The organism is Microbacterium forte, from assembly GCF_031885415.1.
Lineage (GTDB): Bacteria > Actinomycetota > Actinomycetes > Actinomycetales > Microbacteriaceae > Microbacterium > Microbacterium forte.
Window position 1 is genome coordinate 902,079 of the sequence record NZ_CP116871.1, and the last position, 23,432, is coordinate 925,510.

The following is a 23,432-nucleotide window of genomic DNA, read 5'->3' on the forward strand; positions in this document are numbered from 1 at the left end:
ATCCCTCTCACCCGCTCGCCGCTCAGTTCCGCGCTGCTCGAGCCCGCGCTCGCTCCTCCTTCGCGGCCATCTCATCGAGCGCCGACTCCTTGAGACCCTGGATGTCGACGGCCTTGCTCTCATCTGCCATCCCGTGGTCGTCCACACCGTCGAGCGACGACTCTTCGAACGGCAGCGCGCCGCTCAGCACCCGCTGCACCCGCTCGCGATCGATCTCGCGGGTCCAGGTGCCGATGAGCAGGGTCGCGACCGCGTTGCCGGTGAAGTTGGTCAGAGCGCGCCCCTCCGACATGAACCGGTCGATGCCGACGATCACGCCGACGCCGTCGACGAGATCAGGGCGGTACGCCTGCAGACCGCCCGCGAGCGTGGCGAGTCCTGCCCCCGTGACACCGGCCGCTCCCTTGCTCGCGATGATCATGAACACCAGCAGCCCGATCTGCTCGCCGATGGTCATCGGCTGGCCCATACCGGTGGCGATGAAGAGCGAGGCCATGGTCAGGTAGATCGCGGTGCCGTCGAGGTTGAACGAGTATCCGGTGGGCACCGTGATCCCGACGACCGGCTTCGAGACGCCGATGTGCTCCATCTTCGCGATGAGACGCGGAAGAGCGGACTCCGACGACGAGGTGCCCACGATCAGCAGGTACTCGCGGGCGAGGTACTTCACCAGGTTGAAGATGTTCACCCGGGTCACCGCATAGAGCAGCGTCCCCAGAACGACCACGATGAACAGGATGCAGGTGATGTAGAACGCGACCATCAGCACCCCGAGGCTCCAGATGGCGGCGATGCCCGTCTTCCCGACGACCGCCGCGATCGCTCCGAACGCGCCGAGCGGCGCCAGCCACAGGATCATGCCGAGGATGCGGAACACCAGCTTCTGCAGGTTCTTGACCGCATCCATGATCGGGGCGCCCTTGTCGCCGAGCCCCTGGAGGGCGAAGCCGACCAGCAACGCGATGAAGAGCACCTGCAGCACGCTCTCACCGGTGAAGGCGGAGAAGAAGGTCGTCGGGATGATGCCGAGGATGAACTCCGTGGTGGTCTTCGCCTCGGTCTCGGTCGCGTCGTAGCTGGAGTTCGCCATGTCGAGGCCCGCACCCGGGTGGATGATGTTGCCGACCACGAGTCCGATCGCCAGCGCGAAGGTCGACATCACCATGAAGTAGAGCAGCGCGAGTCCGCCGATCTTGCCCACGGTCGCGGCCTTCGCGATCGAGCCGACGCCCACGACGATCGTGCAGAAGATGATCGGCGCGATCATCATCTTGATGAGCGATACGAAGCCCTTGCCGATCGGTTCGAGACTCTGACCGACCTCGGGCCAGATGAGGCCGACCGCCGCGCCGAGCACGACCGCGATGATCACCGAGACATACAGCCATGTGTGCCTGTCCCACGCCTGCTTGCCGCGCCGCCAGTGGAATCCGGGAAGCGAGAACCCTGTCGTGATGGCCATGTTTTCCTCCTTGATCATGAACGTCTTCGTCTCATGCCCTCTGGCGCCCTCGCCTTCGGTAAGCTCACCGTCGCGGACTTCACACGGCAGCGCCATTTGTGGTCGTATTGGTCATCACCGATATGCCGGCTCCGCGATCACCGACGATCGGAAGGACGCGATGAGACCCGCCCGCGACTCCAGGAGCATCGCTTCCCGGGTCTTCCTGGTGCTCCTCGCGTCCGCCGTCGTGGTCGGCGCACTGGTCGCCGTGTTCCTCGTCGTCGACGCGCAGCGCAGTGCACACGCGGAAGCGGAGCGTGTGACGGCGGCCACATCGGTGTCGCTCGCCTCGTCACCCCTCGTCATCGATGCACTCGCGACCCAGGAGCCGGACGCAGCGACCCGGATGCTCGAGCCCTACGCACTCGACGTGATCGCGAACGCCGATCTGGACTTCGTGACGATCATGACGCCCGACGGCCTCCGACTCACCCACCCTGATCTCGACCAGATAGGCGGTGACTACCTCGGCACCATCCCGGATTCGCCACGGACGCTCACCGAGGTCTTCACCGGCACGCTCGGCCCGTCGGTGAGGACCATCGTGCCGGTGCTCGCCGCCGACGACGAACTGGTCGGATGGGTGTCGTCGGGAGTGACGATCGAGTCGATCTCCGAGACCCTGATCCGGCGCCTGCCCCTCTCGATCGGCATTACGGCCGGGCTGGTCGCCCTGGGCGGCCTCGGCGCCTGGATCGCACGTCGATTCACCCGAGGCATCGCCGGCGATCTGCCACCGGGAAAGGTGCGCGACGCCGTCTCGTCGTACGAATCGCTGCGCACACTCGGAGACGCTCTGCGCGCCCAGACGCATGAGCACGGGAATCGGATGCACACCGCCGTCGCGCTTCTCGAGCTCGGACGCAGCGACGAGGCGATCGAGATCCTGACCGAGACCTCACGCCAGAGCCAGTCGCTCGTCGACCAGGTGACCGCACGGCAGGCGGGCGATCCTGCCGTGGGCGCGCTGCTGCTCGGCAAGGCATCGCAGGCCAGGGAGCGCGGGATCGACTGGCGGGTCCACATCGACCCGGACACCCCCGCGTCGCCCCTCTCGCCCGTCGACAGCGTCGCCGTGCTCGGAAACCTGATCGACAACGCCATGGATGCCGCAGCGGCGGGCACCGAGCGCTGGGTCGAGGTCGTGCTGCGGCCGTCCACGGAGGGAGGAATCGTCCTCGAGGTGTCGGACGGCGGTGACGGCATCCCCTCGGCGCTGCACGAGCGGGTCTTCACTCACGGGTACTCGACGAAGCCGACGGGAGCGCAAGGACGGGGCGTCGGGCTCGCCCTCGTGGAGGCGGTCGTCGTCGGGGCCGGCGGCTCCGTGGATCTCACCTCTCATCCGACCACTTTCACCGTCGTCCTCCCGTCGGCACGAGGACGGAGGACACCGTGATCCGGACCCTGATCGTCGACGACGACGCTCTGACCCTCGAACTCCATCGCTCCTATCTCGAGAGGATCGACGGCTTCGTCGTCGGCGGCGAGTGCACCGGAGCCCGTGCCGCGCTCGCGGCGGTGCTCGAACAGCCACCGGACGAGCCCTTCGACCTCGTGCTCCTCGACATCACGATGCCCGACGGCTCGGGCATCGACGTGCTCCGCGGACTCCGCGCCCGTGCGGCGGCGGTGGATGTGATCGCCATCACCGGTGTGCGCGACGCCGCGACCGTGCGACAGATGGCCGCCCTCGGGGTATACCAGTACCTCGTGAAGCCGTTCCCGTTCGCGGTGTTCCACGAGCGCCTCACTGCCTATCGAACGTATCGGGAGCAGGCGCGTTCGACGGCCGGCGAGGCGACCCAGGCCGAGATCGATGCGCTTCTCGGACGCACCACCGGGACCATCCCGATTCCCAAGGGCCTCTCAGCGGCCACGCTGCAGAAGGTGACCTCCGAGCTGCGTTCCTCGGGCGCCCCGGTGTCGGCGAGCGAGGCGGCCGCACGGCTCGGGATGTCGCGCGTGTCCGTGCGGCGATATCTGGAGCATCTCACGGATTCGGGCGTCATCTCGCGCAGCGCCCGCTACGGCGCGCGAGGCCGCCCCGAGACGGAGTACCGCTGGATCCGACGCACCGACGCGGACTGACGTCGATCCGGCGCTGTTGTCGAGCGCTCGCGCTGTCGGTCGTCAATCCGTCCGCGAGCACGGACCGCGGTCAGCGCGGAAGCCGCCCCTCGTGGATCAGCGACTCGGGATCCGCGGCAGCCCTGACGTCGCGGAGGCGATCGATCGACGCCGGATCACCGCACCGCTCGAGAGTCTCGCCCGGACCGAGGAAGGTCGGGACCGTCTGCGGTGCGGCGGCCCTCGCCAGCACGTCCCGGAAGCCGGCCATGCTCGCCTCACCGGGTTCGCTCGGCACCCCCGGGAAGACGGGTACGAGGGCGTGGAGGAGCCAGCCGGCCCCCTGAAGCGTCGCGAACCCGGCCCGTCGAGGTTCATTCAGGGCGCCACTGAGCATCCGGATGTCGATGCCCATGATCGGCCACTGCTCCGGCAGCCCGCGGAAGCGGAAGAGGTCGTCGATCGTCGCGTCGTCCAGCGACGAGAGCGCTGCCGACACGCCTTTGCCCGGCGTCGGCTCGGTGGGCTCCCCGCTCGACGCGGCGACGGTCTTCGGCGACGTGGCCCCTGACACCTCACGGCGAACAGTGCCGGCTGCCCGAACGCGCTTGATCAGGTCATCGGCGGCTCCGGCGGTGGACAGCGCCTGCACGGTGAGGAAGCTGCGTCCTCGGATCTCCTCGGGAAGCTGGGGAGCGTCGGGCATGCGCATCGAGCTCACGAACACGTTGAGTGACGCCGCGGCCTCTGCGGACAGGTCTCGGACAGCCCGCATCACCGACCCGGCGTCTGCGGCCTCGAATGTGAGCTCGGTGCCCCACAGCGCCGGGGTGGGAACCAGGTCGATCTCGAGTGCCGTCACGATTCCGACGATGCCGCCGGCCCCGCGAAGCGCCCACATCAGCTCGGGGTCGCTGTCGTCATCGACACGCTCGTGGGTCCCGTCGCTGCGCAGCACCCACGCGGCCCTGAGGTTGTCGGACCCCAGCCCTGCCGTGCGGCTGAACCAGGAATGGCCGCCGCCCAGGGTGTACCCCGCGACGGCGACGACGGGGCTCGTACCGGCCGGAGCCGCCCAGCCGGTGCCTTCGAGCGCCTCGACCACCGCCCCCCAACGGACGCCGCTGCCGACCCGGACCACGCCGGAACCCAGGTCGACCGACAGCTCGTCGAAGGCGGCCATGCGGACGACGACGGCGTCGGCCAGATCTCCGTCGGCCCCGTGACCGGTGGGCTGCACCGAGAGCGTCGCTCCCGCGTCGCGGGCGGCTTGGAGAAGCGTTCGCAGATCGTCGACATCGACCGGCACGGCAACACCCGCCGGATGCTGTTCGATCGCCAGATTCCAGGGACGGCGCGCGGCTTCGAAGGAGGCGTCGCCGGGAAGGATGAGATCGCCGCGCAGGGCATTCCGCGCGGATTCGAGCACAGAGCGAAGGGCCATGAGGTCACCGTACGACGCCCTACGGACATCGTCTACGGCCTCATGGCCCTGTGCGCGTTTCCCGGTCGAGCCGGGGATGGATCACTCTCCGGCGAGACCGCCGAGCATGTGACCGAAGGATCGGCCCTCTCCGAGATACGTCGCAGGGTCGTAGGGATCGGCCGTCGCAGCCACCTCGCGCTTCGCGATCGCCTCGGCCAGCTCGCGCGCGCCCTTCTCGACGCGCTTCGCGAGAGGAGCGACCTCGTCACCAGTCCCGCCCCAGTCGCTGGATGCAGCGAAGACGCCGGTCGAGACCGCGTCGGCATGCAGGTATGCGAAGAGCGGTCGGATCGCGTAGTCGATCGCGAGCGAGTGCCGAGCCGTGCCGGCGTTCGCTCCGATCAGCACCGGCTTGCCCGTGAGCGCATCAGGGTCGAGCACGTCGATGAACGACTTGAACAGACCGTTGTAGCTCGTCGAGAAGATCGGCGTGACGGCGATGAGCGCGTCCGCCGAGACCACGGTGTTGATCGCGGTCTCGAGTGCGGGCGGCGCGAATCCGGTGAGGAGGTTGTTCGTGATGTCGTGCGCGTAATCCCGCAGCTCGATCACGTCGACGCTCGCCTGGATGTCGTGACCGGCGAGGGACTTCACGGTCTCCGCCGCCAGACGATCCGCGAGCATCCGCGTGGAGGACGGATTCGAGAGCCCGGCGGATACGACTGCGATGCGACGAGTGCTCATCTCAGGCCCCCTTCCGGCTGAGTCCGAACGCTGCCCCCGCAGGAGCGGGAGAGTCCTGATAGGGCGAGTCACCCGTCAGGTTGTCGCCGCGGTTGGCGCCGGGCCGTGCCTGACGCGTCGGACCGTCGCCGAACTCCGCCTTCACCCGTGCCGCGTGCGTGGGAGCATCCGGCACGCCGGCCGGGCGGTCCTTCGCCATCTCCTTGCGGAGCACGGGCACGACCTCGGAGCCGAGGATGTCGAGCTGCTCGAGCACCGTCTTCAGCGGAAGGCCCGCGTGGTCGATGAGGAACAGCTGGCGCTGGTAGTCGCCGTAGTGCTCGCGCATCGCGGCATAGCGGTCGATGACCTGCTGAGGCGAACCCACCGTCAGCGGAGTCATCTCGGTGAAGTCCTCCATGCTCGGTCCGTGACCGTACACGGGGGCGTTGTCGAAGTACGGGCGGAACTGGTTCACCGCGTCCTGCGACTTCGCCGCCATGAAGACCTGGCCGCCGAGGCCGACGATCGCCTGCTCAGGCGTGCCGTGGCCGTAGTGCGCGTAGCGCTGACGGTACAGCTCGATCAGACGCTGGTAGTGCTCCTTGGGCCAGAAGATGTTGTTCGCGAAGAAGCCATCTCCGTAATACGCGGCCTGCTCCGCGATCTCGGGTGTGCGGATCGATCCGTGCCACACGAACGGTGCGACTCCGTCGAGGGGGCGCGGCGTCGAGGTGAAGCCCTGCAGCGGGGTGCGGAACTTGCCCTCCCAGTTCACGACGTCCTCACGCCACAGCTTGTGCAGCAGGGCGTAGTTCTCGATCGCGAGCGGGAGACCCTGCCTGATGTCCTGGCCGAACCAGGGGTAGACCGGTCCGGTGTTGCCGCGGCCGAGCATGAGATCCATGCGGCCGTCGGAGACGTGCTGCAGCATCGCGTACTCCTCGGCGATGCGCACAGGGTCGTTGGTCGTGATGAGCGTGGTCGACGTCGAGACGATCAGACGCTCCGTCTGCGCCGCGAGTGCGGCGAGGAAGGTCGTGGGACTCGACGACCAGAAGGGCGGGTTGTGGTGCTCGCCGATCGCGAAGACGTCGAGACCGACCTCTTCGCTGTGCTTGGCGATCGCCAGGGTCGCCTTGATCCGCTCCTGCTCACTCGGCGTCTCGCCGGTGGTCGGGTCGCGCGTGATGTCGCTGACCGACATGATGCCGAACTGCACCGGGACGCCTGCCTGCTCGCTCATGATTGCTCCGTCTTCTCCGAATCGGGTGCCCTGCATCCGGTTCTATTCATTTGAATGTATCTGAGTCAACGCGATGCGGACAACTTTATTCCCCGAGTAGCCTCAGAGGATGCACAGCGACGGAGCCGCCACGACGAACCCCGCCACCGGATCCGTCCAGAAGCCTCGCAAGCGCGTCCCGTTCTGGGACAACGCCCGATACGCCTGCATCGTCCTGGTCGTCCTCGGTCACGCCATCCAGCGTCTCACGTACGATTCGGACATCGCGCTGGCGGCGTATCTCGCGCTCTACGCCTTCCACATGCCCGCGTTCGCGATCATCTCCGGCTACTTCTCGAAGTCCGGGTCGCCGACGCGAGTCCAGATGGCGCGCGTGATCACCGACATCCTGCTCCCCTATGTCATCTTCGAACTCCTGTGGACTCTGACGAAGTGGCTGGTCGAGGGTCAGGCCGACCCGAACCTCACAAAGCCCTCGTGGACGCTGTGGTTCCTGCTCGCACTCGGCATCTTCCGCCTCGTACTCCCTTACCTCGCGCTGCTGCGCTGGCCGCTGCTGTGGACGGTGATCATCTCAGTCGGCGTCGGCTACCTCCCCAACGTCGACAGCACGTTCTCGCTGTCGCGCACACTCGGCCTGCTGCCCTTCTTCGCTTTCGGATGGTGGCTGCGCGAGCGCGAAGTGGTCGCACGCCTCCGTCTGCTCGAGGCGCGTCCCTGGTGGACCCGCGTCGCCAGTGTCGCCCTGCTCGGCGCGGCCGGCTTCGCCGCCTGGCATTGGATAGACCTCTGGAAAGAGATCGACCTGCGCCACTGGCTGTTCTACGAGGATGCGTACGCGGACCTCGGCGGAGAGCAGTGGTGGGCCGGCGGCGTGCGCATCGCGCTGATGCTGCTGGCGGTGCTCCTGAGCGCCGCGTTCTTCGCTCTGATCCCCCGACGCACATACTGGTGGACGAGATTCGGCCAGTACACGATGTACGTGTTCCTGCTGCACTCGTTCGTGCTCTACCCGTTCCGCGAGTCCGGCGTGCTGCGCGATCTCGATCCGACGTGGCTGTGGCTGCCGCTCGTGACCCTGTTGTCTGTGGTCCTTGCCCTCGCTCTCGCGACGAAGCCGGTGCGCTGGCTCTTCCGTCCTCTGGTCGAGCCCCGCCCGCAGTGGCTCTTCCGCGATCCTGAGCTCGCTCGACGCGAAGGCCACCGCAGCGACCCGACCGGGTCTCGTCGGCCGCGCCAGGGGGCAGCGGCTAGCCTGAAGGAGTGACCAGAGCCGAGACGATCCGCGACCGCCTGGCCGACCACGCGGATGCCTCGGGATTCGGAGCCCACGGGCTTCACGTTCTGGTGGGAGCCGACGTCGCAGAGCACCGGTGGACCGCTGACGTCCGCGAGGAGATCCACTCGGTGGCGAAGGGCGTATGCGTCCTCGCGGCCGGAATCGCCGCCGACGAGGGTCTCGTGTCGCTCGACGCTCCGATCGCCGAGTACGTCCCGGATCTCCCGCTCGGAGACGGCGTCGATCGGATCACCCTCCGACGCCTGCTCTCGATGTCGAGCGGAATCGACCTCCCCTGGTCGGAGACCATGATGACCGACTGGCCCGACCTCGCGCGCGAGTTCCTCTCGCGCCCGTCGCGTGGTCACGTCTTCCAGTACTCGAACGCGAGCACCTACACGGCCATGGCCGTGCTCGCGACACGAGTCGGCGACATCGTCGACTACCTGCGACCGCGGCTGCTCGCGCCTCTCGGCATCGACGACCTCGAGTGGGAGCGGTGCCCGCGCGGCCGAATCGTCGGCGGCAGCGGCATCGCCCTGCGCACCGAGGAGACGGCACGCCTGGGCCGACTGATCCGAGATCGCGGCGAATGGGAGGGGCGGCGTCTCGTCTCCGCCGCCGTCATCGACGCGATGCACGCCGATTGGGTGACGGCGGGCCAGAACCCCGGCTACGAGCGCTACGCGCTGTCGGGATGGGACGGCCCGGGCGCGGCCTGGCGCCTGCACGGCGCCTACGGGCAGCTGCTGATCTTCTCCGGCGATGCCGTCGTGACCATCACCGCTGACGACCACTTCGGCGCAGACGCCATGTCGGCGTTCGTGGCTGAGACGCTCAGCGCCTGACCGCGTTCCGCGTCCGTCAGGCGAAGAGCCCGGCGCCGACGTACGATCCGGGCTTCGCCCCGGCCGGGATCGCCCAGATGCCCGAGCCGACGTGCCTGATGTACTCGTTCATGCGGTCGGTCGACAGCCGTCGCTGCAGAGAGATGAACTGCGACGGATCGCGCTGGTACGACAGGAAGAAGAGTCCCGCGTCGAGGCGGCCGAGATCATTGTTGCCGTTGACGTAGTTGAACCCGCGGCGAAGGATGCGGATGCCGTCGTTCTGATCCGGATGCGCGAGCCGCACGTGCGCGTTCCGGTCTATCGCAGACGAGCCGAAGTCCGGTGCGGTGAACTCGTCGCCGCCCGACAGCGGCGCCCCCTCCCCCTTGTCACGACCCACGATCGTGTTCTGCTCCGAGAGCCGCACCCGATCCCAGGTCTCGATCAGCATCGCGATCTTCCGCGCGACGAGATACGAGCCTCCCGTCATCCATGCGGGCTCATCCGATTCGCCGACCCACACGTTCGCGTCGAGCGCGGCGGCGTCATCGGCGAGGATGTTGGCCGTGCCGTCCTTGAATCCGAACAGGTTGCGCGGGGTCGCCTGGGCGGAGGTGGTGCGGGAGGTCTTGCCGAAACCGAGCTGCGACCAGCGCAGCCGAGCACGACCGAAGGCGATGCGACTGAGGTTGCGGATTGCGTGCACCGCGACCTGCGGGTCATCTGCGCAGGCCTGGATGCAGAGATCGCCGTGCGAGGCCTGCGGGTCGAGGTCGTCGCCCAGGAAAGCGGGCAGCCTCTCGAGCTTCTGCGGGCGGCGTGCGGCGATTCCGAAGCGGTCGCCGTCCTCGTTCTCGAACAGGCTGGGCCCGAATCCGAATGTGATCGTGAGACCGGCGGCAGGGAGGCCGAGAGCTTCACCGGTGTCATCGGGCGGCACCTCGGCGTCGCCTCCGACCGCGCCCGTGGCGCTCACCTCGAGACCCTTGGTCATTCGCGACGCCGCATACGTCCAGTCCTGCAGCAACGTGATCAGGTCGTCACGATCGGTCCGCGGCATCATGTCGAACGACGCGAAGTGCAGATGCTCCTGCACCGGAGTCGTGATCCCCGCCTGGTGCGCGCCGAAGAACTCGTAGGCGATCTGCGCATCCGCCTCGGCTCTGGCGCGGCCGAGGGCCACGCCGCCGGCCAGTCCGCCGCCCACCCCCACCGCGAGGGAGGCGACTCCCCCGCCGATCGCGAGGCCGAGGAGCCCGCGTCGGCTGAGGCCTGCTGATGGGGATGCCGTGGCTGCCGACTCCGGCGCGGAGTCGACAGTCGCAGCATCGTTCGAGCGTTCGTTCACGGGCGGGATCGTCCCCTTCGAATCAGTCGAGGACTGTGCCGGTGAGCTGCGACAGCGGCTCGGCGAGAGCGTTGATGAGGTCGGTGAACTCGCGCTTGTCGGCGTCGGTCAGCTCCGCGTAACCGACGAAGCCCGCCTCGAGCGAACCGTGGGCTGCCAGCGACTCGTCGAGAGCCGCGTATCCGTCCTGGATCTCGGTGACGAGCGCGGCGCCGTCATCGCCCTGCGCGGTGGCGAAGTCCTGCACGAGGGAGAAGGCCATCTTGGAGCCCTCGACGTTGGCCGCGAAGTCGTAGAGGTCGGTTCCCGACCACCAGTCCTCTTCTCCGGAGATCTTGCCGGTCGCGACCTCGTCGAGCAGCGCGATCGCACCGTTCGAGATCCCGCCGATCCCCTGGTCGTCCAGAGCGGTCGTGAAGTCGTCGGAGTGCACGTAGTCGTAGAGCTCCTGAACGTCTGCGAGCAGCTGGTCACCGTAACCGGCGCGCTCCTCGGTCGTCGAGGGCGCCCAGTCCTGCCAGGCCGGTGTCTCGCCGTCGGCGTTGAGGGCGTCCTGCGCCGGCACCCAGAGGTCCTTCTCGATGCGGTGGAAGCCGGTCCAGTCGAGACCCTCGGCCACAGCGTCGACCTCTCGGTAGTCGATGCGAGGATCGAGGGTGCCGAGAGCCTCGGCGACGGGCTCGATGCGCTCGTAGAAGGCCCGAGTCTGCGGGAAGAGCGCGCGAGCGGTCTCGTCGTCGCCCGACTCGTAGGCGGCGACGAACTCGTCGACGGACGGCACGAGCTGTCCGACCTGGTCCTTCACGAACGCCGCGTAGAGGTCGACGGCCTGCTGCTTCTGGTCGGCATCCTCACCCTCGACCGCGACGCGGTCTCCGGTCACCGTGAACTCCGACTTGCCGACGCCCTCGCCGATCATCCCCGGCTTGCACAGGGTGAAGTACTTGCCCGGCTGCGCCACCACGGTGAGTGTGCGGGAGGCGGATGGCGCGATGTTCTCGACCTCGCCCACGATGCGCAGTCCGTCGTCGGCGAGCAGGTAGAACTCCGAGGTCTGGCCGCTGTCGTTCGTCACGTCGAACGTGAGGGTGCCGCTCTCGGCAGTCGTCGCAGAGACCGCGCACTCGGAGTCGGTCGACGAGACGTCGAACGCGGCGCCTGCTGCGACATCGCTCTTGGCGACGCAGCCGCTGAGAACGAGTGCTGCCGCGCCGGCTGCGGCGACAGCACCGAGGATTCGGCGAGAGGTGGTCATGCTGCTCCTTGCTGGGTGAGAGTGGGAGTCGAGACGTCGCGGTCTGCGGACGTGGACGAGCGAGGCGTGGTCGGCCGACGGGAACGCAGCCCGCGGACGAAGAAGAATCCGACGACGACGAGGTAGGCGGCCCAGGCCGTCACCTGAAGCCACGTCATCCGCGGCATGAAGCCGACGGTCGCCTGCAGGATGGTGGCCCATGCTCCGTCCGGGGCGATCACGTTCGTCACGTCGAACGCCCATCCGAACGGGAACGCCGCCCAGCCGAGCGCCACGGCGCCGGTGACGGCGTCGATGGGAGCCGCCGAGGTGAAGGGGCCGGGTAGGGCACCTGCCTCCTGCAGGTCCATGATCGCGTATGCCAGGACGCCTGCCGCGACGATCACGAGGAAGCCACTCGTCCAGGTGAAGAACCGGCGGAGGTCGAGTCGGACGGCACCGCGGGCGAGCAGCCATCCGATCACGACGGCGGCGACGAGACCGAGCATCGCCCCGAGCAGGGCGGAGGGGGCGTCTCCGAAGGACTGGACCATCGACCACAGGAGCAGGGTCGTCTCGATCCCCTCCCTGGCCACGGAGACGAAGCCGATCGCGATCAGCGCCCACAGGCCTCCGTTCGTGAGAGCACGATCGAGTCCGCCTTCGAGGGTCGCCTTCATGGTGCGCCCGGCCTTCTGCATCCAGAAGATCATCCAGGTGACCATGCCCACCGCGAGCAGCGAGAGAAGGCCGCCGATGAGCTCCTGCGCCTCGAACGTGAGCGAGTAGGCACCGAAGGTGAGGACCGCGCCGATGCCCAGAGCGAGGGCGATCGCCAGCCCCACACCGGCCCAGAGCCTCGGCAGAGCGTCGCTGCGCCCGAGACGGCGGAGGTAGGCGACGAGGATGCCGACGACGAGAGCGGCCTCGAGGCCTTCGCGAAGACCGATCAGGAACGTTGCGAGCACGGAATGGAGACTCTCTGAGAAAAGACTGAGGTAAGGCATCCCTTACCTCAGAGAGGTTATCACCAGATCGTGGTCGCCTCATTCACGTGCTCGAACCGGCGGGAGTAATGCGACGCAACACTCGACCGCGCACCTCGCGACCGATTTACGCTCGATGCATGGCTGATCTCTCGCTTCCCATCCTCGACCTGTCCCAGCTCGATGCCGGCCCCGAGGCCGCGGCACGGTTCCGGGACGAACTGCGTGCAGCGACACACGATGTGGGCTTCTTCTACCTGACGGGCACGGGGGTCTCCCCCGAGCTCGAAGCTCGCCTGCACCGGGCCGCGCTCGACTTCTTCGCGCTGCCCGAACAGGACAAGCTCGCGATCGAGAACGTCAACAGCCCCCACTTTCGCGGATACACCCGTGTCGGCGGCGAACGCACGCAGGGCAAGATCGACTGGCGCGAGCAGATCGACATCGGCCCCGAGCGCGAACCCGTCGAGGGCGGACCCGCTTTCAACCGCCTCACCGGCCCGAACCTCTGGCCCGAGGCCCAGCCCGAGCTCAAGACGGTCGTCACCGAATGGCACGACACTCTGACCGAGATCGCGCACAAGCTGCTGCGCGCCTGGGCTGTGACGCTCGGAGCGGAGGAGTCGTACTTCGACGAGCCCTTCCGTGACCCCTCGACGCTCATCAAGATCGTCCGCTACCCGGGCACTCATGAGCCGGAGCCCCAGCAGGGCGTCGGCGCCCACAAGGACTCCGGCGTGCTCACGCTGCTCTGGGTCGAGCCGGGCAAGGGTGGACTGCAGGTGGAGCGGAACGGCGAGTGGGTGTCGGCTCCGCCCGTTCCCGGCGCGTTCGTCGTCAACATCGGGGAACTGCTGGAGTACGCGACCGGTGGCTATCTCAAGGCGACCAACCACCGCGTGATCTCCCCCAGGGCACCGGAGGAGCGCATCTCGATCCCGTTCTTCTTCAATCCGGCGCTCGACCAGCAGCTGCCGCTCCTCGACCTTCCAGCCGATCTCGCTGCAGAGGCGACCGGCATCACCGAGGACCCGAGCAATCCGATCCACGCGACGTACGGGGAGAACGCCATGAAGTCACGGCTGCGCGCCCACCCCGACGTCGCTGCGATCCACCACCCGGACCTGGTCGCCACGAAGGCCTGACCACCGACTACAGCGCCGGGCCGCCTCCGAGCGCGACGATCTCGCGCAGCGCCTGGAGGTGGCCGGCGAAGGCCGCTCGCCCCGTCGCGGTCGAATACACCCAGGTGCGCGGACGACTGCCGAGACTGCCCTTGCGGGCGACGACATAACCCGCCGCCTGCAGGTGCGTGATGGCCTTGCTCAGCGGAGAGTCTCCGCACTGGAGGATCTCGCGGAGTGTCGCGAAGTCCAATTCGATGCCCTCCCCGAGCGAGGCCATCAGCGAGAAGCGGATCGGTGACGCGAAGTTGTCGTCGAGCCGGGTACGGGGATGCGGCGCCGGCGGCGACTCAGTCACGGAGAGCCCGCCCGGGGACGAAGGAGACGGCGACGAACAGGATGATCACGGCGGCCCCCGCCAGCGCTCCCGCGTCGAGGGGAACGGGAAGCAGCACGGCTCCGGAGAGCGCCGACACCGCGACCGCGAAGATCGCCAGGTGCGGCCATCGCCAGGATGCGCCGATCGCAGGAAGCCCGAGATCGCTGCTGAACGCGAACATCCAGATGAACAGCATCAGCAGGACGAGCATGACCAGAACACTCGCGAGCACTCCGTCCGGCGCCGACGCGAGCGTCATGAGCACCCCGAGCGCGACGCCGACGAGGATCGTCCCCCAACGAATGACGCGCGAAAGTGGCTGTGGGTGCGAGCGCGGCGGACGGACGTCGCCGGACGCACGAGCGAGCTGCACGGCTCCGTAGCCGCCCAAGCCCACCAGGACGAGTGCGGGTGGGATCAGCACCCCGATGGCTGGGAAGCCCGGCGCCCAGACGGCGAAGCCGAAGACGACGAGCGCCGTGGCGACGAGCAGACCGCCCGCGAGCAGCGCCGGCCACTTCGACCACGAGGGGCGGCGCTGCATGCCGCTGCGCTGCGCCATGCCACTCGCGAGCTGAACCCACAGGAGGAAGCTGAAGACGATGGTCTGTGACGCGAGCACGCTGTCGGCCCGGAGGGCGAACGCCAACACCGCCAGATACGCCGCTGTCGCCACGGCATTGACGATCTGCAGCCATGCCAGTGCTCGACGGTCCACCTTGCGTTCGCGACGCGTGGCGACCGCTGCCGCCTCATCGAGATATCTCTGAGCGATGTCGGCACTGGGAGGCGCGAGCACCTCGTAGCCGTCGACAGGTTTCTGCTCCATGATGCCCCCTCGCGCTTTCCATTTGGAAAGCTTCTTACTTTCCTACGGGAAAGCTGGCGCGAGGTCAACCCCTGGAACATGACGAAGGCCGCCCCACACCTGGGGCGGCCTTCTCAAGAATGTTCTGCGCGATTGTACGCTGGAGCGCTCTGCGTTATCGGCGGAGACCCAGGCGAGCGATCAGCGAGCGGTAACGCTCGATGTCGACGCTCTGGAGGTAGCCGAGCAGACGACGGCGCTGACCCACGAGCAGGAACAGGCCACGACGCGAGTGGTGGTCGTGCTTGTGCTCCTTCAGGTGCTCAGTGAGGTCCTTGATGCGCTGCGTCAGCATCGCGGCCTGCACCTCGGGGGATCCGGTGTCACCGGGGTGCGTCGCGTACTCTTCGATGATCGCCTTCTTGACGTCTGCTTCCAGTGCCATAGATTCGATCCCCTCTCTGCTTGTTGCGCGGTGCCCGACGCCTGATGCGTGAGCTCTCTTTATCCGCGGCCGATCAAACGGCAACCTGAAGAGTCTACCAGGACTCGATGCCGCTGGAGGACCGCGACTGCGCTCGCGCGATGGCGCCTCGGATACTCTCGAATCATGCATGACGGACACCCGGCGTGAGCGACGCACGCAGCCATCTGATCGACCTCAGCCCCCTCAAGGCCAGCCCGGCGTTCGCGCGGATGTGGATCGGCTCGGTCCTCGCAGGGATCGGCGGGCAACTGACGATCGTCACGGTGATGCTGCACGTGTTCGCGCTCACCGGGAGCACCTTCGCAGTCTCGATGATCGCCGTGGCCGGGCTCGTGCCGATGGTCCTCGCCGGGCTGTACGGCGGGATGCTCGCCGACGCCTTCGACCGTCGCAGGGTGGCGTTGATCGCCGCCACGGTGACCTTCGCCTCCACCGCGCTGCTCGCGGCACTCACCTGGAGCGGCGCGGAGGCCATCTGGTGGCTCTATGTGCTGAGCATCGTCAACTCCGCGGCGAATTCGGTCGGCATGGCCACCCGCACGGCGATCGTGCCGCGGCTCATCCCCCGCGACAAGCTCGCCGCCGCTTCCGCCCTCAACGGAGTGGCATTCGGACTCACGGTGATGGCCGGACCCGCCATCGCGGGAATCCTCGTCGCACTCACCGGGTACGGATGGACGTACACCCTCGATGTGATCCTGATGCTGTCGATGTTCCTCGGACTGTGGAGCCTGCCTCCGCTTCGCCCCGAGGGCGAGACCGTGAGGCCGGGCTTCGCGTCGCTCGTGGACGGGTGGCGATTCCTGCGCCGAGCGAGCAACATCCGGATGCAATACGTCGTCGACATCATCGCCATGACTTTCGGGCAGCCGCTCGTGCTGTTCCCGGCTCTCGGGACGGTCCTCCTCGGCGGAGGAGCGGTGACGACCGGCATCCTCACCGCAGCCGTCGCAGCGGGCACGTTCGCTTCGAGCCTCTTCTCCGGACGGGTCGTGCAGTATCGCTGGCACGGGCGCGGCATCGAGCGGGCGGTCGAGGCCTACGGCGCATCGATCCTTTTGTTCGGCGCGGTCCTGGTGGCCGGGGCCCTCTCCGGCGGGGCGACCGAACAGGCTCCGAATGTTGGGCTGATCGTCGCGGCGTGCGTGGCACTCGCCCTCTCGGGCGCATCCGACAACGTGAGCTCGATCTACCGCAACACCATGATGCAGGCGGCGGTGCCAGACGCGATGCGCGGCCGCCTGCAGGGCCTCTTCATCATCGTCGTCGCCGGTGGCCCTCGCATCGGCGCCCTCTACGCCGGCACGCTCGCGACCCTAACAACTCTCTGGTTCCCCCCGCTGCTCGGCGGATTGCTCGTGATCGCTCTGGTCGCGCTGCTCGCACGGCGCAGCCCGGGGTTCCGTGCGTACGACGCAGAGAACCCCGAGCCCTGATGGGCCCGGGGTTCTCGAGATCAGGCGATCAGTCCTGCTGCAGAGCGCCCTGCAGGTCGAGGCTGATCGTGACGTCCTTGCCGACCAGCACTCCGCCGGTCTCGAGTGCTGCGTTCCACGTCAGGCCGAAGTCCTCGCGGTTGATGACCGTCTTGGCCGAAGCGCCGGCCTTGTAGTTGCCCCACGGGTCGGAGCCGAAACCGCCGAAGTCGAGCTCGAAGCTGACGGGCTTGGTGATGCCGCGGATGGTGAGGTCGCCGTCGACGAAGAGCTCGCCGCCCTCGGCGCGCGCACCGGTCGACACGAACTCCATCGTCGGGAAGTTCTCGGTGTCGAAGAAGTCGCCGGAACGCAGGTGCGTGTCGCGCCCCTCGTCCTTCGTGTCGATCGACGTGACGTCGACGCTCGCCTCGACGCGGGCCTCGAGGGGGTTCTCGGGGGCGATCAGGGTCGCGCTCTTGACGCCGAAGGTGCCCCGCACCTTCGAGATCATCATGTGGCGCACGCTGAAGGTGACCTCGCTGTGCGACGGGTCGAGCACCCAGGTGCCGGGACGGTAACCGGGAATGTCGATGCTGGTCATGGTTTCTCCTCGGGAGACATCAGCCGCAGTACGCGGCAACGGATGAGGGGCCGTGTTCACGGCGTCACGCGTTACAACTTACATGCACATGCATGTATTCCCCGAACACGCAGATTCACCTCCTGCAACGGAGAAGGCGCCGGACCCACGAGGGTCTCGGCGCCTTCCGGCTTTGATCGGGTCAGCCTACGGCGACGAGATCGATGATGAAGATGAGGGTCTTTCCCGAGAGGAAGTGGCCTCCGCCGACGGGGCCGTATGCCAGGTGCGGCGGAATGACGAGCTCACGCCGTCCGCCCTCCTTCATACCGGGGATGCCGTCCTGCCAGCCCTGGATCAGGCCGCGAAGCGGGAACTGGATGGTCTCTCCGCGACCCCACGACGAGTCGAACTCCTCGCCCGAATCGAACTCGACACCGGCATAGTGCACGGTCACGGTGTCGCCGGGCTTGGCCTCGGCGCCGTCTCCCTCGATGAGGTCTCGGATGACGAGCTCCGCGGGGGCGGGCCCGGTGGGTGCGTCGAACTCAGGCTTTGTGCGATCAGTCATGCTCTCCATCAAACCTGAGCCGTGGGTCGCCGGTCAACGCGATCGCTCCGCTGAGGGCGAAACGGCGATGTGTGCCGACTCGAACCCTCCAAGCCCTTGACACCCGCCCGCACCGGGTGCACCCTGTTTACAGATCAACTCAGCGCCCGGGTAGACATGCAGGCATCGCCGCAGCACCGGGCGCTGAGTCTTGCTGCGGGGCATTCGTCTCTCGCGTCAACATCAGACGCGATGCGCCTCGGCCGCGAACTCGACGAGCAACGATGCGAGCTCGTCCGGCTGGCTGAGCGCGACGCAATGGCCGGCCAGGATCTCGTCAGCGACGACGCCCAGGCGCTCGAGAGCGAGGTCCCGCATAGTCGATGAGAGTGAGCGACTCGTCATCACCCGGCAGATCGGGCGCGATCACCTCGTGTCCACGATCCCTCAGTGCGGCTGCGACGCGATGCCATGACCATCCTGTGTCTCCCGCTCCGTGAACGAGGATGAAGACGGCCATGACGGAGCCTCCTTCAGTACGCCAGCAGAGCGGCCCGCGTGGCGCGCGTGCGTGCGAGCAGGGCCTGTTCGTCTGCCGGGGCCATCGGGTCGCGGCCCGTGATCGCCCGCTGACGGACGGAAGCCAGCATCGTCGCGTCCTTGATGAACTCGCGCATCAGCGGACGTCGATCACCGCGCAACTGCGAGGCCCAGGCGAGGCCGGTCTTGCGCCCCGCCGGGGTCGCCAGCATCGTGACCTCTTCAGGGGTGAACCATCCTGCAGCCGCGTAATCGCCCAGACGAGCCTTCGTCAAGCGCGATTCCTCTCGCCGCAAGGCGATGATGCCGAAGATGAACCCGACGAACAGGGGCACCTGGAGGACGAAGTAAAGGAGGAAGAAGTTCGCGAAGGACGAGCCGTTCCACAGGCCGTGCAGCACCATCGCGCCCAGCATCCCGAGAAGGCCGAAGCCGAGCGCTGCACCTGTGGAGGCGTGACGTCGAGCGGCAAGGCCGATTGCGAGGCCGGTGAGCGATGTGAACATGGCGTGCGCGAACGGCGACATGATCGCACGCAGGATGAACGTCACCGTCAGCTGCTCTCCCCCGCCCTCGATGAGGCTGATCGCGAAGTACTGGATGTTCTCGGTGAACGCGAAGCCGGCACCCACCAGCGCGCCGTAGACGACTCCGTCGACCGGTCCGTCGAAGGACCGACGCGCGATGAGGAAGATCAGGAAGACTCCGAAGCCCTTCCAGAACTCCTCGACGATGGGAGCCTGGATCACAGCGCCCGCGACCTCACCCCTGAGCCCCAGTACGGCGGTCAGCCCCAGGTCGACGAGAAGGGTGAGTCCCACGGCGGCGATGGCACCCCAGGCGATCGCGAAGAACACGAGCGACTTGGGCTCGGGCTCCCACCGGTCGATCATGCGCACGACGAAGAAGACGATCGCGAGCGGCACGAGCGCGAGCACGAGCCCGATGATCGATGCGAGCGGGCCGAGGAACAGCCCGAAGTAGGCGATCAGGCCGAGCAACAGCAGACCGAGGAAGCCGAACAGCGAGAACAGGGCGACTCGTCCGCCTCGGCGCGCCGCGGGCAGTGCAGGAAGACCGGGGGCAGGCGAAGGGGCGGCAGGGGCCGGAGGGGAATACGGGGTCGGCTGCGCGAGCACCGACGCGTAGTCCGCACGCTGCGAGAACTGCGTCGGCGCATAGCTCGACTGCGCGTATTGCTGAGCGGAGTACTGCGGCGGACCGGCCTGCGGCTGCTGAGGATAGGCCTGGGGTTGCTGAGGATAGGCCTGGGGTTGCTGAGGATACGCCGGGGGCTGCTGCTGTGCTGGCGGCGGCGTGTACGGCGATGGCTGGGACGGTCCTCCGGAACTCATAGCCAAAGCATATGGCGAACAACCAACTTCCCCCGGGTCTGGTGACTTCCTCCAGGCAATCGAGCCGGGCAGCGGATAGCGTAGGAGCATGCGGTTCGCTCATCTGCGTCGTGCCGACTCCCCTGCTGCGCATCTCGCAGTGGTGGAGGGTGCCGATGCCATCCTCGTCTCCGATCTCCTTCCCGACCCCCCTGCGACGCTTCAGCAGCTGATCGAGGGCGGTGAGCAGATGCTCTCCGCGCTTCGCGCCGCTGTCGAGAGCGGCACCGCCACCCGGCATCCGCTCGAGGGCTGGTCATTCGTGTCAGCGGTCATCGCTCCCCCCGCGGTGCTCGCGGTCGGCCTGAACTACGCCGCACACTCGAGCGAGCTCGGCCTGAAGACCGACGCGGCTCCAACCGTCTTCACCCTGTGGCCCAATTCGCTCACGGGCCATCAGCAGACGACGTCGTGGCCGCGAGCACTGAGCGAGGCCGTGGACTACGAGGCGGAGCTCGGCGTGCTGATCGGCACGCCTGCGAAAGACGTCGCAGAGGCCGACGCCCTGTCGTACGTCTGGGGCTACACCGTCGTCAACGACATCACCGCACGCAACGTGCAGTTCTCTGAGGCGCAGTGGTCACGGTGCAAGTCCTTCGACGGCTTCACCCCGACCGGTCCGTTCGCCGTCACGGCCGACGAGATCGCCGACCCTCAGGACCTGCACATCTGGGCCGTCGTGGACGGCCAGACCGTGCAGGACGCGAGCACCGACCAGATGGTCCGATCGGTCGCGAAGCTCATCGCACACCTCTCGCAGTCGCTCACGCTGCTGCCCGGCACGCTGATCTCCACCGGCAGCCCCGGAGGAGCCGGCTACTCCCGTGACCCGCAGATCTTCCTCCGCGATCGTTCGACCGTGACAGTCGGCATCGACGGGATCGGCGAGCTCACCACCCACTGCCGCGTGCTGGACTGAGCCGGACGCGGATATGAGAAGGGGCCCCGGCGCATGCGCCGGGGCCCCTTCTCGCAGATCAGATCTCGATGAGGTCCTCGGACGAGATCACCGGAATCGCAGCGGTGATCGCCTCGAGTCCGGACAGACGCGCGGGCGACAGCTGCTTGATGACCTCTTCACGCGACATCAAGCCGGCCTCGACGACCAGGTCGGCCACATTCCGGTTGGTCAGGAGGGCGGTCTTGGCCAGAGCAGCCGCGGCAGCGTATCCGATGAACGGCGTGAGAGCGGTGATGACGCCGACCGAGGCGCCGACCATGGCGCCGAGACGATCGCGGTTCGCAGTGATGCCGTCGACGCAGTTGACGCGCAGCGTCCACATCGCCTGGCGCATCCAGGTGATCGACTGGAAGATCGAGTGAGCGATCACGGGCTCGAAGGCGTTGAGCTGAAGCTGCCCCGCCTCGGCTGCCATCGTCACCGTCATGTCCGCACCCGCGACCGCGAACGCCACCTGGTTCACGACCTCCGGGATCACCGGGTTCACCTTGCCGGGCATGATGCTGGAACCAGCCTGCATGGCGGGCAGGTTGATCTCGCCGAAGCCTGCCTGCGGACCGGACGACAGCAGTCGCAGGTCGTTGCAGATCTTCGACAGCTTCATCGCATTGCGCTTCAGCGTCGAGGAGAAGGACATGAACGAACCGGTGTCGCTCGTCGCCTCGACGAGGTCGGCGGAGGTGACCAGGTCGAGCTCGGTGATCTCGCGCAGGTGCTTCAGCACGGCGGGCGCGTAGTCGGAGTGGGTCGTGATGCCCGTGCCGATGGCCGTGGCGCCCATGTTGATCTCGAACATCAGTGACGCGTTCTCGGTGAGGCGCGTGTGGTCGTAGCCGAGGGTCGAGGCGAAGCCGTGGAACTCCTGGCCCAGAGTCATCGGCACAGCGTCCTGCAGCTGGGTGCGTCCGACCTTGAGCACGTCGTGGAACTCATGCGACTTGTGCAGGAACGAGATGCGCAGCAGATCGAGCTCTTCGAGCAATGACCGGAGCGTCAGCGACAGACCGATCTTGACAGCGGTCGGGTAGACGTCGTTGGTCGACTGGCTGCGGTTGGTGTGATCGATAGGCGACAGGAACGCGTAGTCGCCCTTCTCACGCCCGGCGAGCTCGAGCGCGATGTTGGTGATGACCTCGTTGGCGTTCATGTTCGTCGAGGTGCCGGCGCCGCCCTGGATCACCCCGACGGTGAACTGGTCGTGGAACTCGCCGTCGATCACACGCTGAGCGGCCCGGTCGATCAGATCGGCGCGCTCGGGGTCGAGGACCCCGATCTCGCGGTTGGCCCTGGCGCTGGCCTGCTTGACCATGGCCAGCGCGACGACGAGGTCGGGATAGACCGAGATCGGGCGCTTCGTGATCGGGAAGTTCGCGTCGGCGCGGGCAGTGTGGATCCCCCAGTACGCGTCGGCGGGAATCTCCATGCTCCCGAGAGAGTCGGTCTCGGTGCGGGTGGGGGCAGGCGCGGCAGAAGCCATGTCACATCCTTGTGGGTAGTGGCGAGTGTGTGGTGCGGGGGATGCTCCCAGTCTACGCCTGCGTGCATGCGCCGCCAGGGATACGACGGCGGGTCAGCGTTTGCGCGAGAAGGCCTCGAGTCGTTCGTCGGGGCTGAGTCGCGCCATCCTCTCGAGCCATTCCAGCGAGAAGTGATCTCCGGTCGGCGCGTCCGTCACGGGCACCACGGTGTGGGTGATCGTCTCAGGACGCACATGCACGATCTGGAAGGCCTGTGCGGCATCCATGCCGTTCACGTCGGCGGCAGGGCGCGCGACATTCATGGTGTAGCAGGTCGCCGAAGCCACGCTGACCGGCACGCCCGCGAACGTGCCGTGCGAGGAGTAGTGCAGGTGACCGGCCAGGATGCCGCGCACGTCCGTATCGCGGATGACCGCCGCCAGTTCGTCCTGGTGCCGCAGCTCGAGGATGTCGAAGAGCGGCAGGTGGCTCGGCAGCGGCGGGTGGTGCATCGCGAGCAGAGTGCCGTGCGGCGCCGGTTCACTCAGGATCTCCCCCAACCACGAGAGCTGACCGGCGTCCAGGTCACCGTGATGCCACCCCGGCACACTCGTGTCGAGCGCGATCAGTCTCAGCCCGTCGAGGTCCCATACCCCCGTCACCGGCTCCTGGGTCGGAGGCAGATCGAGCAGCCCCTCTCGCAGGGCCGGGCGCTCATCGTGGTTGCCTGCCACCCACACGATCGGCGCCGCCAGCTCTTGCGCGACGGGCTCCACTGCACGACGGAGCCGGCGATACGCGTCCGGCTCCCCCAGATCCGCCAGGTCTCCGGTGATGACGATCGCCGCCGGGTGCGGATGCACAGCCCTGATCGCCTCGAGAGTGCGGGCGAAGTTCGACTCGACGTCGAAGCGTCCGCCGAGCCGCACGCCGTTCGCCAGGAAGTGCGGGTCGCTCACGTGGATGATGACGTGACTCGCGGGATCATGGCGACCGAAGACGAACTCGCTGTCGGAAGGCACTGGCATGGTCTCAGCCTAGGCCGCACGGCGACATCGGACCATGACACCTCCACGGCAGCTGTAGTA

The 23,432-nt window shown here is 67.5% G+C and carries 24 protein-coding genes; 7 read left to right on the forward strand and 17 right to left on the reverse strand.

Features of this window, described 5'->3' with window-relative positions; all coding sequences use genetic code 11:
* Positions 1–22: 22 nt before the first annotated feature.
* The gene (locus tag OB895_RS04560; protein WP_079113960.1) at positions 23–1,462 is read right to left on the reverse strand and encodes a cation:dicarboxylate symporter family transporter; all 1,440 of its coding nucleotides are present in this window, start codon (positions 1,460–1,462) and stop codon (positions 23–25) included.
* A 160-nt stretch (positions 1,463–1,622) separates the two neighbouring features.
* Between OB895_RS04560 and OB895_RS04565 the strand changes: the two genes are divergently transcribed.
* On the forward strand, positions 1,623–2,903 hold the full coding sequence (locus tag OB895_RS04565) for a sensor histidine kinase (RefSeq protein WP_311879283.1): 1,281 nt from the start codon (positions 1,623–1,625) through the stop codon (positions 2,901–2,903).
* A complete protein-coding gene (locus OB895_RS04570; RefSeq protein ID WP_311879284.1) occupies positions 2,900–3,595 on the forward strand; it encodes a response regulator in 696 nt (231 codons plus the stop codon). Before OB895_RS04565 ends, OB895_RS04570 begins: the two co-directional genes overlap by 4 nt.
* A gap of 70 nt (positions 3,596–3,665) precedes the next feature.
* Here the strand turns inward: OB895_RS04570 and OB895_RS04575 are convergent, their stop codons facing one another.
* The 3 genes from OB895_RS04575 to OB895_RS04585 all read right to left on the reverse strand — a co-directional run bounded on the left by OB895_RS04575 (position 3,666) and on the right by OB895_RS04585 (position 6,969).
* On the reverse strand, positions 3,666–5,018 hold the full coding sequence (locus OB895_RS04575) for an FAD-binding oxidoreductase (RefSeq protein WP_311879286.1): 1,353 nt from the start codon (positions 5,016–5,018) through the stop codon (positions 3,666–3,668).
* A gap of 81 nt (positions 5,019–5,099) precedes the next feature.
* The gene (locus tag OB895_RS04580; protein ID WP_042541795.1) at positions 5,100–5,744 is read right to left on the reverse strand and encodes an FMN reductase; all 645 of its coding nucleotides are present in this window, start codon (positions 5,742–5,744) and stop codon (positions 5,100–5,102) included.
* Position 5,745: 1 nt separating this feature from the next.
* A complete protein-coding gene (locus OB895_RS04585; RefSeq protein WP_056377024.1) occupies positions 5,746–6,969 on the reverse strand; it encodes an LLM class flavin-dependent oxidoreductase in 1,224 nt (407 codons plus the stop codon).
* Between the two features lie 109 nt (positions 6,970–7,078).
* Here OB895_RS04585 and OB895_RS04590 point away from each other — a divergent pair, with 109 nt between their 5' ends.
* Positions 7,079–8,236: an acyltransferase family protein gene (locus OB895_RS04590; RefSeq protein ID WP_311879289.1), complete on the forward strand. Its 1,158-nt coding sequence runs from the start codon at positions 7,079–7,081 to the stop codon at positions 8,234–8,236.
* Positions 8,233–9,096 carry a serine hydrolase domain-containing protein gene (locus OB895_RS04595; protein WP_311879291.1) on the forward strand — a complete coding sequence of 288 codons (864 nt, stop codon included), beginning with the start codon at positions 8,233–8,235 and terminating at the stop codon, positions 9,094–9,096. Before OB895_RS04590 ends, OB895_RS04595 begins: the two co-directional genes overlap by 4 nt.
* A gap of 16 nt (positions 9,097–9,112) precedes the next feature.
* On the opposite strand, the gene efeB is transcribed toward OB895_RS04595, so the two are convergent.
* From efeB to efeU, 3 genes are read right to left on the reverse strand one after another with little or no spacing between them, the layout of a single operon-like run.
* A complete protein-coding gene (gene efeB / locus OB895_RS04600) occupies positions 9,113–10,426 on the reverse strand; it encodes an iron uptake transporter deferrochelatase/peroxidase subunit (protein WP_042541798.1) in 1,314 nt (437 codons plus the stop codon).
* A 22-nt stretch (positions 10,427–10,448) separates the two neighbouring features.
* Positions 10,449–11,681: an iron uptake system protein EfeO gene (efeO, locus tag OB895_RS04605; protein WP_042541799.1), complete on the reverse strand. Its 1,233-nt coding sequence runs from the start codon at positions 11,679–11,681 to the stop codon at positions 10,449–10,451.
* Positions 11,678–12,628, reverse strand: a complete 951-nt coding sequence (efeU, locus tag OB895_RS04610; protein WP_311879294.1) for an iron uptake transporter permease EfeU — start codon at positions 12,626–12,628, stop codon at positions 11,678–11,680. Before efeU ends, efeO begins: the two co-directional genes overlap by 4 nt.
* A gap of 158 nt (positions 12,629–12,786) precedes the next feature.
* Between efeU and OB895_RS04615 the strand changes: the two genes are divergently transcribed.
* A complete protein-coding gene (locus OB895_RS04615) occupies positions 12,787–13,791 on the forward strand; it encodes an isopenicillin N synthase family dioxygenase (RefSeq protein WP_311879295.1) in 1,005 nt (334 codons plus the stop codon).
* Between the two features lie 7 nt (positions 13,792–13,798).
* Here the strand turns inward: OB895_RS04615 and OB895_RS04620 are convergent, their stop codons facing one another.
* The 3 genes from OB895_RS04620 to rpsO all read right to left on the reverse strand — a co-directional run bounded on the left by OB895_RS04620 (position 13,799) and on the right by rpsO (position 15,402).
* Entirely contained in the window at positions 13,799–14,128 is a 330-nt protein-coding gene (locus OB895_RS04620) for a transcriptional regulator (protein WP_042541802.1), read from the reverse strand.
* Positions 14,121–14,978, reverse strand: coding sequence for a hypothetical protein (locus OB895_RS04625; RefSeq protein WP_042541803.1), 858 nt, complete (start codon positions 14,976–14,978; stop codon positions 14,121–14,123). The genes OB895_RS04620 and OB895_RS04625 overlap by 8 nt, the downstream gene beginning before the upstream one ends.
* Before the next feature lie 154 nt (positions 14,979–15,132).
* The gene (gene rpsO, locus OB895_RS04630; protein WP_017203073.1) at positions 15,133–15,402 is read right to left on the reverse strand and encodes a 30S ribosomal protein S15; all 270 of its coding nucleotides are present in this window, start codon (positions 15,400–15,402) and stop codon (positions 15,133–15,135) included.
* Between the two features lie 185 nt (positions 15,403–15,587).
* Between rpsO and OB895_RS04635 the strand changes: the two genes are divergently transcribed.
* Positions 15,588–16,880 carry an MFS transporter gene (locus OB895_RS04635; protein WP_311879298.1) on the forward strand — a complete coding sequence of 431 codons (1,293 nt, stop codon included), beginning with the start codon at positions 15,588–15,590 and terminating at the stop codon, positions 16,878–16,880.
* Between the two features lie 28 nt (positions 16,881–16,908).
* Here OB895_RS04635 and OB895_RS04640 read toward each other — a convergent pair whose 3' ends face one another.
* From OB895_RS04640 to OB895_RS04655, 5 genes are all read right to left on the reverse strand, one after another.
* A complete protein-coding gene (locus OB895_RS04640) occupies positions 16,909–17,463 on the reverse strand; it encodes a YceI family protein (protein WP_042541805.1) in 555 nt (184 codons plus the stop codon).
* Positions 17,464–17,644: 181 nt separating this feature from the next.
* Complete coding sequence (locus tag OB895_RS04645; protein ID WP_042541806.1) at positions 17,645–18,013, reverse strand: FKBP-type peptidyl-prolyl cis-trans isomerase; 369 nt, start codon at positions 18,011–18,013, stop codon at positions 17,645–17,647.
* A 222-nt stretch (positions 18,014–18,235) separates the two neighbouring features.
* On the reverse strand, positions 18,236–18,370 hold the full coding sequence (locus OB895_RS04650) for a hypothetical protein (RefSeq protein WP_257788275.1): 135 nt from the start codon (positions 18,368–18,370) through the stop codon (positions 18,236–18,238).
* Complete coding sequence (locus tag OB895_RS18235; RefSeq protein WP_042541807.1) at positions 18,330–18,512, reverse strand: alpha/beta fold hydrolase; 183 nt, start codon at positions 18,510–18,512, stop codon at positions 18,330–18,332. Before OB895_RS18235 ends, OB895_RS04650 begins: the two co-directional genes overlap by 41 nt.
* Positions 18,513–18,525: 13 nt before the next feature.
* Entirely contained in the window at positions 18,526–19,887 is a 1,362-nt protein-coding gene (locus OB895_RS04655) for a PrsW family intramembrane metalloprotease (RefSeq protein ID WP_311879307.1), read from the reverse strand.
* Between the two features lie 88 nt (positions 19,888–19,975).
* Here OB895_RS04655 and OB895_RS04660 point away from each other — a divergent pair, with 88 nt between their 5' ends.
* Entirely contained in the window at positions 19,976–20,845 is an 870-nt protein-coding gene (locus OB895_RS04660; RefSeq protein ID WP_079112664.1) for a fumarylacetoacetate hydrolase family protein, read from the forward strand.
* Positions 20,846–20,903: 58 nt separating this feature from the next.
* On the opposite strand, the gene OB895_RS04665 is transcribed toward OB895_RS04660, so the two are convergent.
* The gene (locus tag OB895_RS04665; protein WP_042541809.1) at positions 20,904–22,364 is read right to left on the reverse strand and encodes an aspartate ammonia-lyase; all 1,461 of its coding nucleotides are present in this window, start codon (positions 22,362–22,364) and stop codon (positions 20,904–20,906) included.
* A gap of 93 nt (positions 22,365–22,457) precedes the next feature.
* Positions 22,458–23,372 carry a phosphodiesterase gene (locus OB895_RS04670; RefSeq protein ID WP_311879311.1) on the reverse strand — a complete coding sequence of 305 codons (915 nt, stop codon included), beginning with the start codon at positions 23,370–23,372 and terminating at the stop codon, positions 22,458–22,460.
* Positions 23,373–23,432 lie beyond the last annotated feature (60 nt).

What these genes read in the sequence shown, in the direction of transcription:
- OB895_RS04560 (WP_079113960.1), bottom strand. Translation starts at nt 1,462, where the DNA reads ATGGCCATCACGACAGGGTTCTCGCTTCCCGGATTCCACTGGCGGCGC.
- OB895_RS04565 (WP_311879283.1), top strand. Translation starts at nt 1,623, where the DNA reads ATGAGACCCGCCCGCGACTCCAGGAGCATCGCTTCCCGGGTCTTCCTG.
- OB895_RS04575 (WP_311879286.1), bottom strand. Translation starts at nt 5,018, where the DNA reads ATGGCCCTTCGCTCTGTGCTCGAATCCGCGCGGAATGCCCTGCGCGGC.
- OB895_RS04580 (WP_042541795.1), bottom strand. Translation starts at nt 5,744, where the DNA reads ATGAGCACTCGTCGCATCGCAGTCGTATCCGCCGGGCTCTCGAATCCG.
- OB895_RS04585 (WP_056377024.1), bottom strand. Translation starts at nt 6,969, where the DNA reads ATGAGCGAGCAGGCAGGCGTCCCGGTGCAGTTCGGCATCATGTCGGTC.
- OB895_RS04590 (WP_311879289.1), top strand. Translation starts at nt 7,079, where the DNA reads ATGCACAGCGACGGAGCCGCCACGACGAACCCCGCCACCGGATCCGTC.
- efeO (WP_042541799.1), bottom strand. Translation starts at nt 11,681, where the DNA reads ATGACCACCTCTCGCCGAATCCTCGGTGCTGTCGCCGCAGCCGGCGCG.
- OB895_RS04615 (WP_311879295.1), top strand. Translation starts at nt 12,787, where the DNA reads ATGGCTGATCTCTCGCTTCCCATCCTCGACCTGTCCCAGCTCGATGCC.
- OB895_RS04625 (WP_042541803.1), bottom strand. Translation starts at nt 14,978, where the DNA reads ATGGAGCAGAAACCTGTCGACGGCTACGAGGTGCTCGCGCCTCCCAGT.
- rpsO (WP_017203073.1), bottom strand. Translation starts at nt 15,402, where the DNA reads ATGGCACTGGAAGCAGACGTCAAGAAGGCGATCATCGAAGAGTACGCG.
- OB895_RS04640 (WP_042541805.1), bottom strand. Translation starts at nt 17,463, where the DNA reads ATGACCAGCATCGACATTCCCGGTTACCGTCCCGGCACCTGGGTGCTC.
- OB895_RS04645 (WP_042541806.1), bottom strand. Translation starts at nt 18,013, where the DNA reads ATGACTGATCGCACAAAGCCTGAGTTCGACGCACCCACCGGGCCCGCC.
- OB895_RS04650 (WP_257788275.1), bottom strand. Translation starts at nt 18,370, where the DNA reads ATGCGGGACCTCGCTCTCGAGCGCCTGGGCGTCGTCGCTGACGAGATC.
- OB895_RS18235 (WP_042541807.1), bottom strand. Translation starts at nt 18,512, where the DNA reads ATGGCCGTCTTCATCCTCGTTCACGGAGCGGGAGACACAGGATGGTCA.
- OB895_RS04655 (WP_311879307.1), bottom strand. Translation starts at nt 19,887, where the DNA reads ATGAGTTCCGGAGGACCGTCCCAGCCATCGCCGTACACGCCGCCGCCA.
- OB895_RS04660 (WP_079112664.1), top strand. Translation starts at nt 19,976, where the DNA reads ATGCGGTTCGCTCATCTGCGTCGTGCCGACTCCCCTGCTGCGCATCTC.
- OB895_RS04665 (WP_042541809.1), bottom strand. Translation starts at nt 22,364, where the DNA reads ATGGCTTCTGCCGCGCCTGCCCCCACCCGCACCGAGACCGACTCTCTC.
- OB895_RS04670 (WP_311879311.1), bottom strand. Translation starts at nt 23,372, where the DNA reads ATGCCAGTGCCTTCCGACAGCGAGTTCGTCTTCGGTCGCCATGATCCC.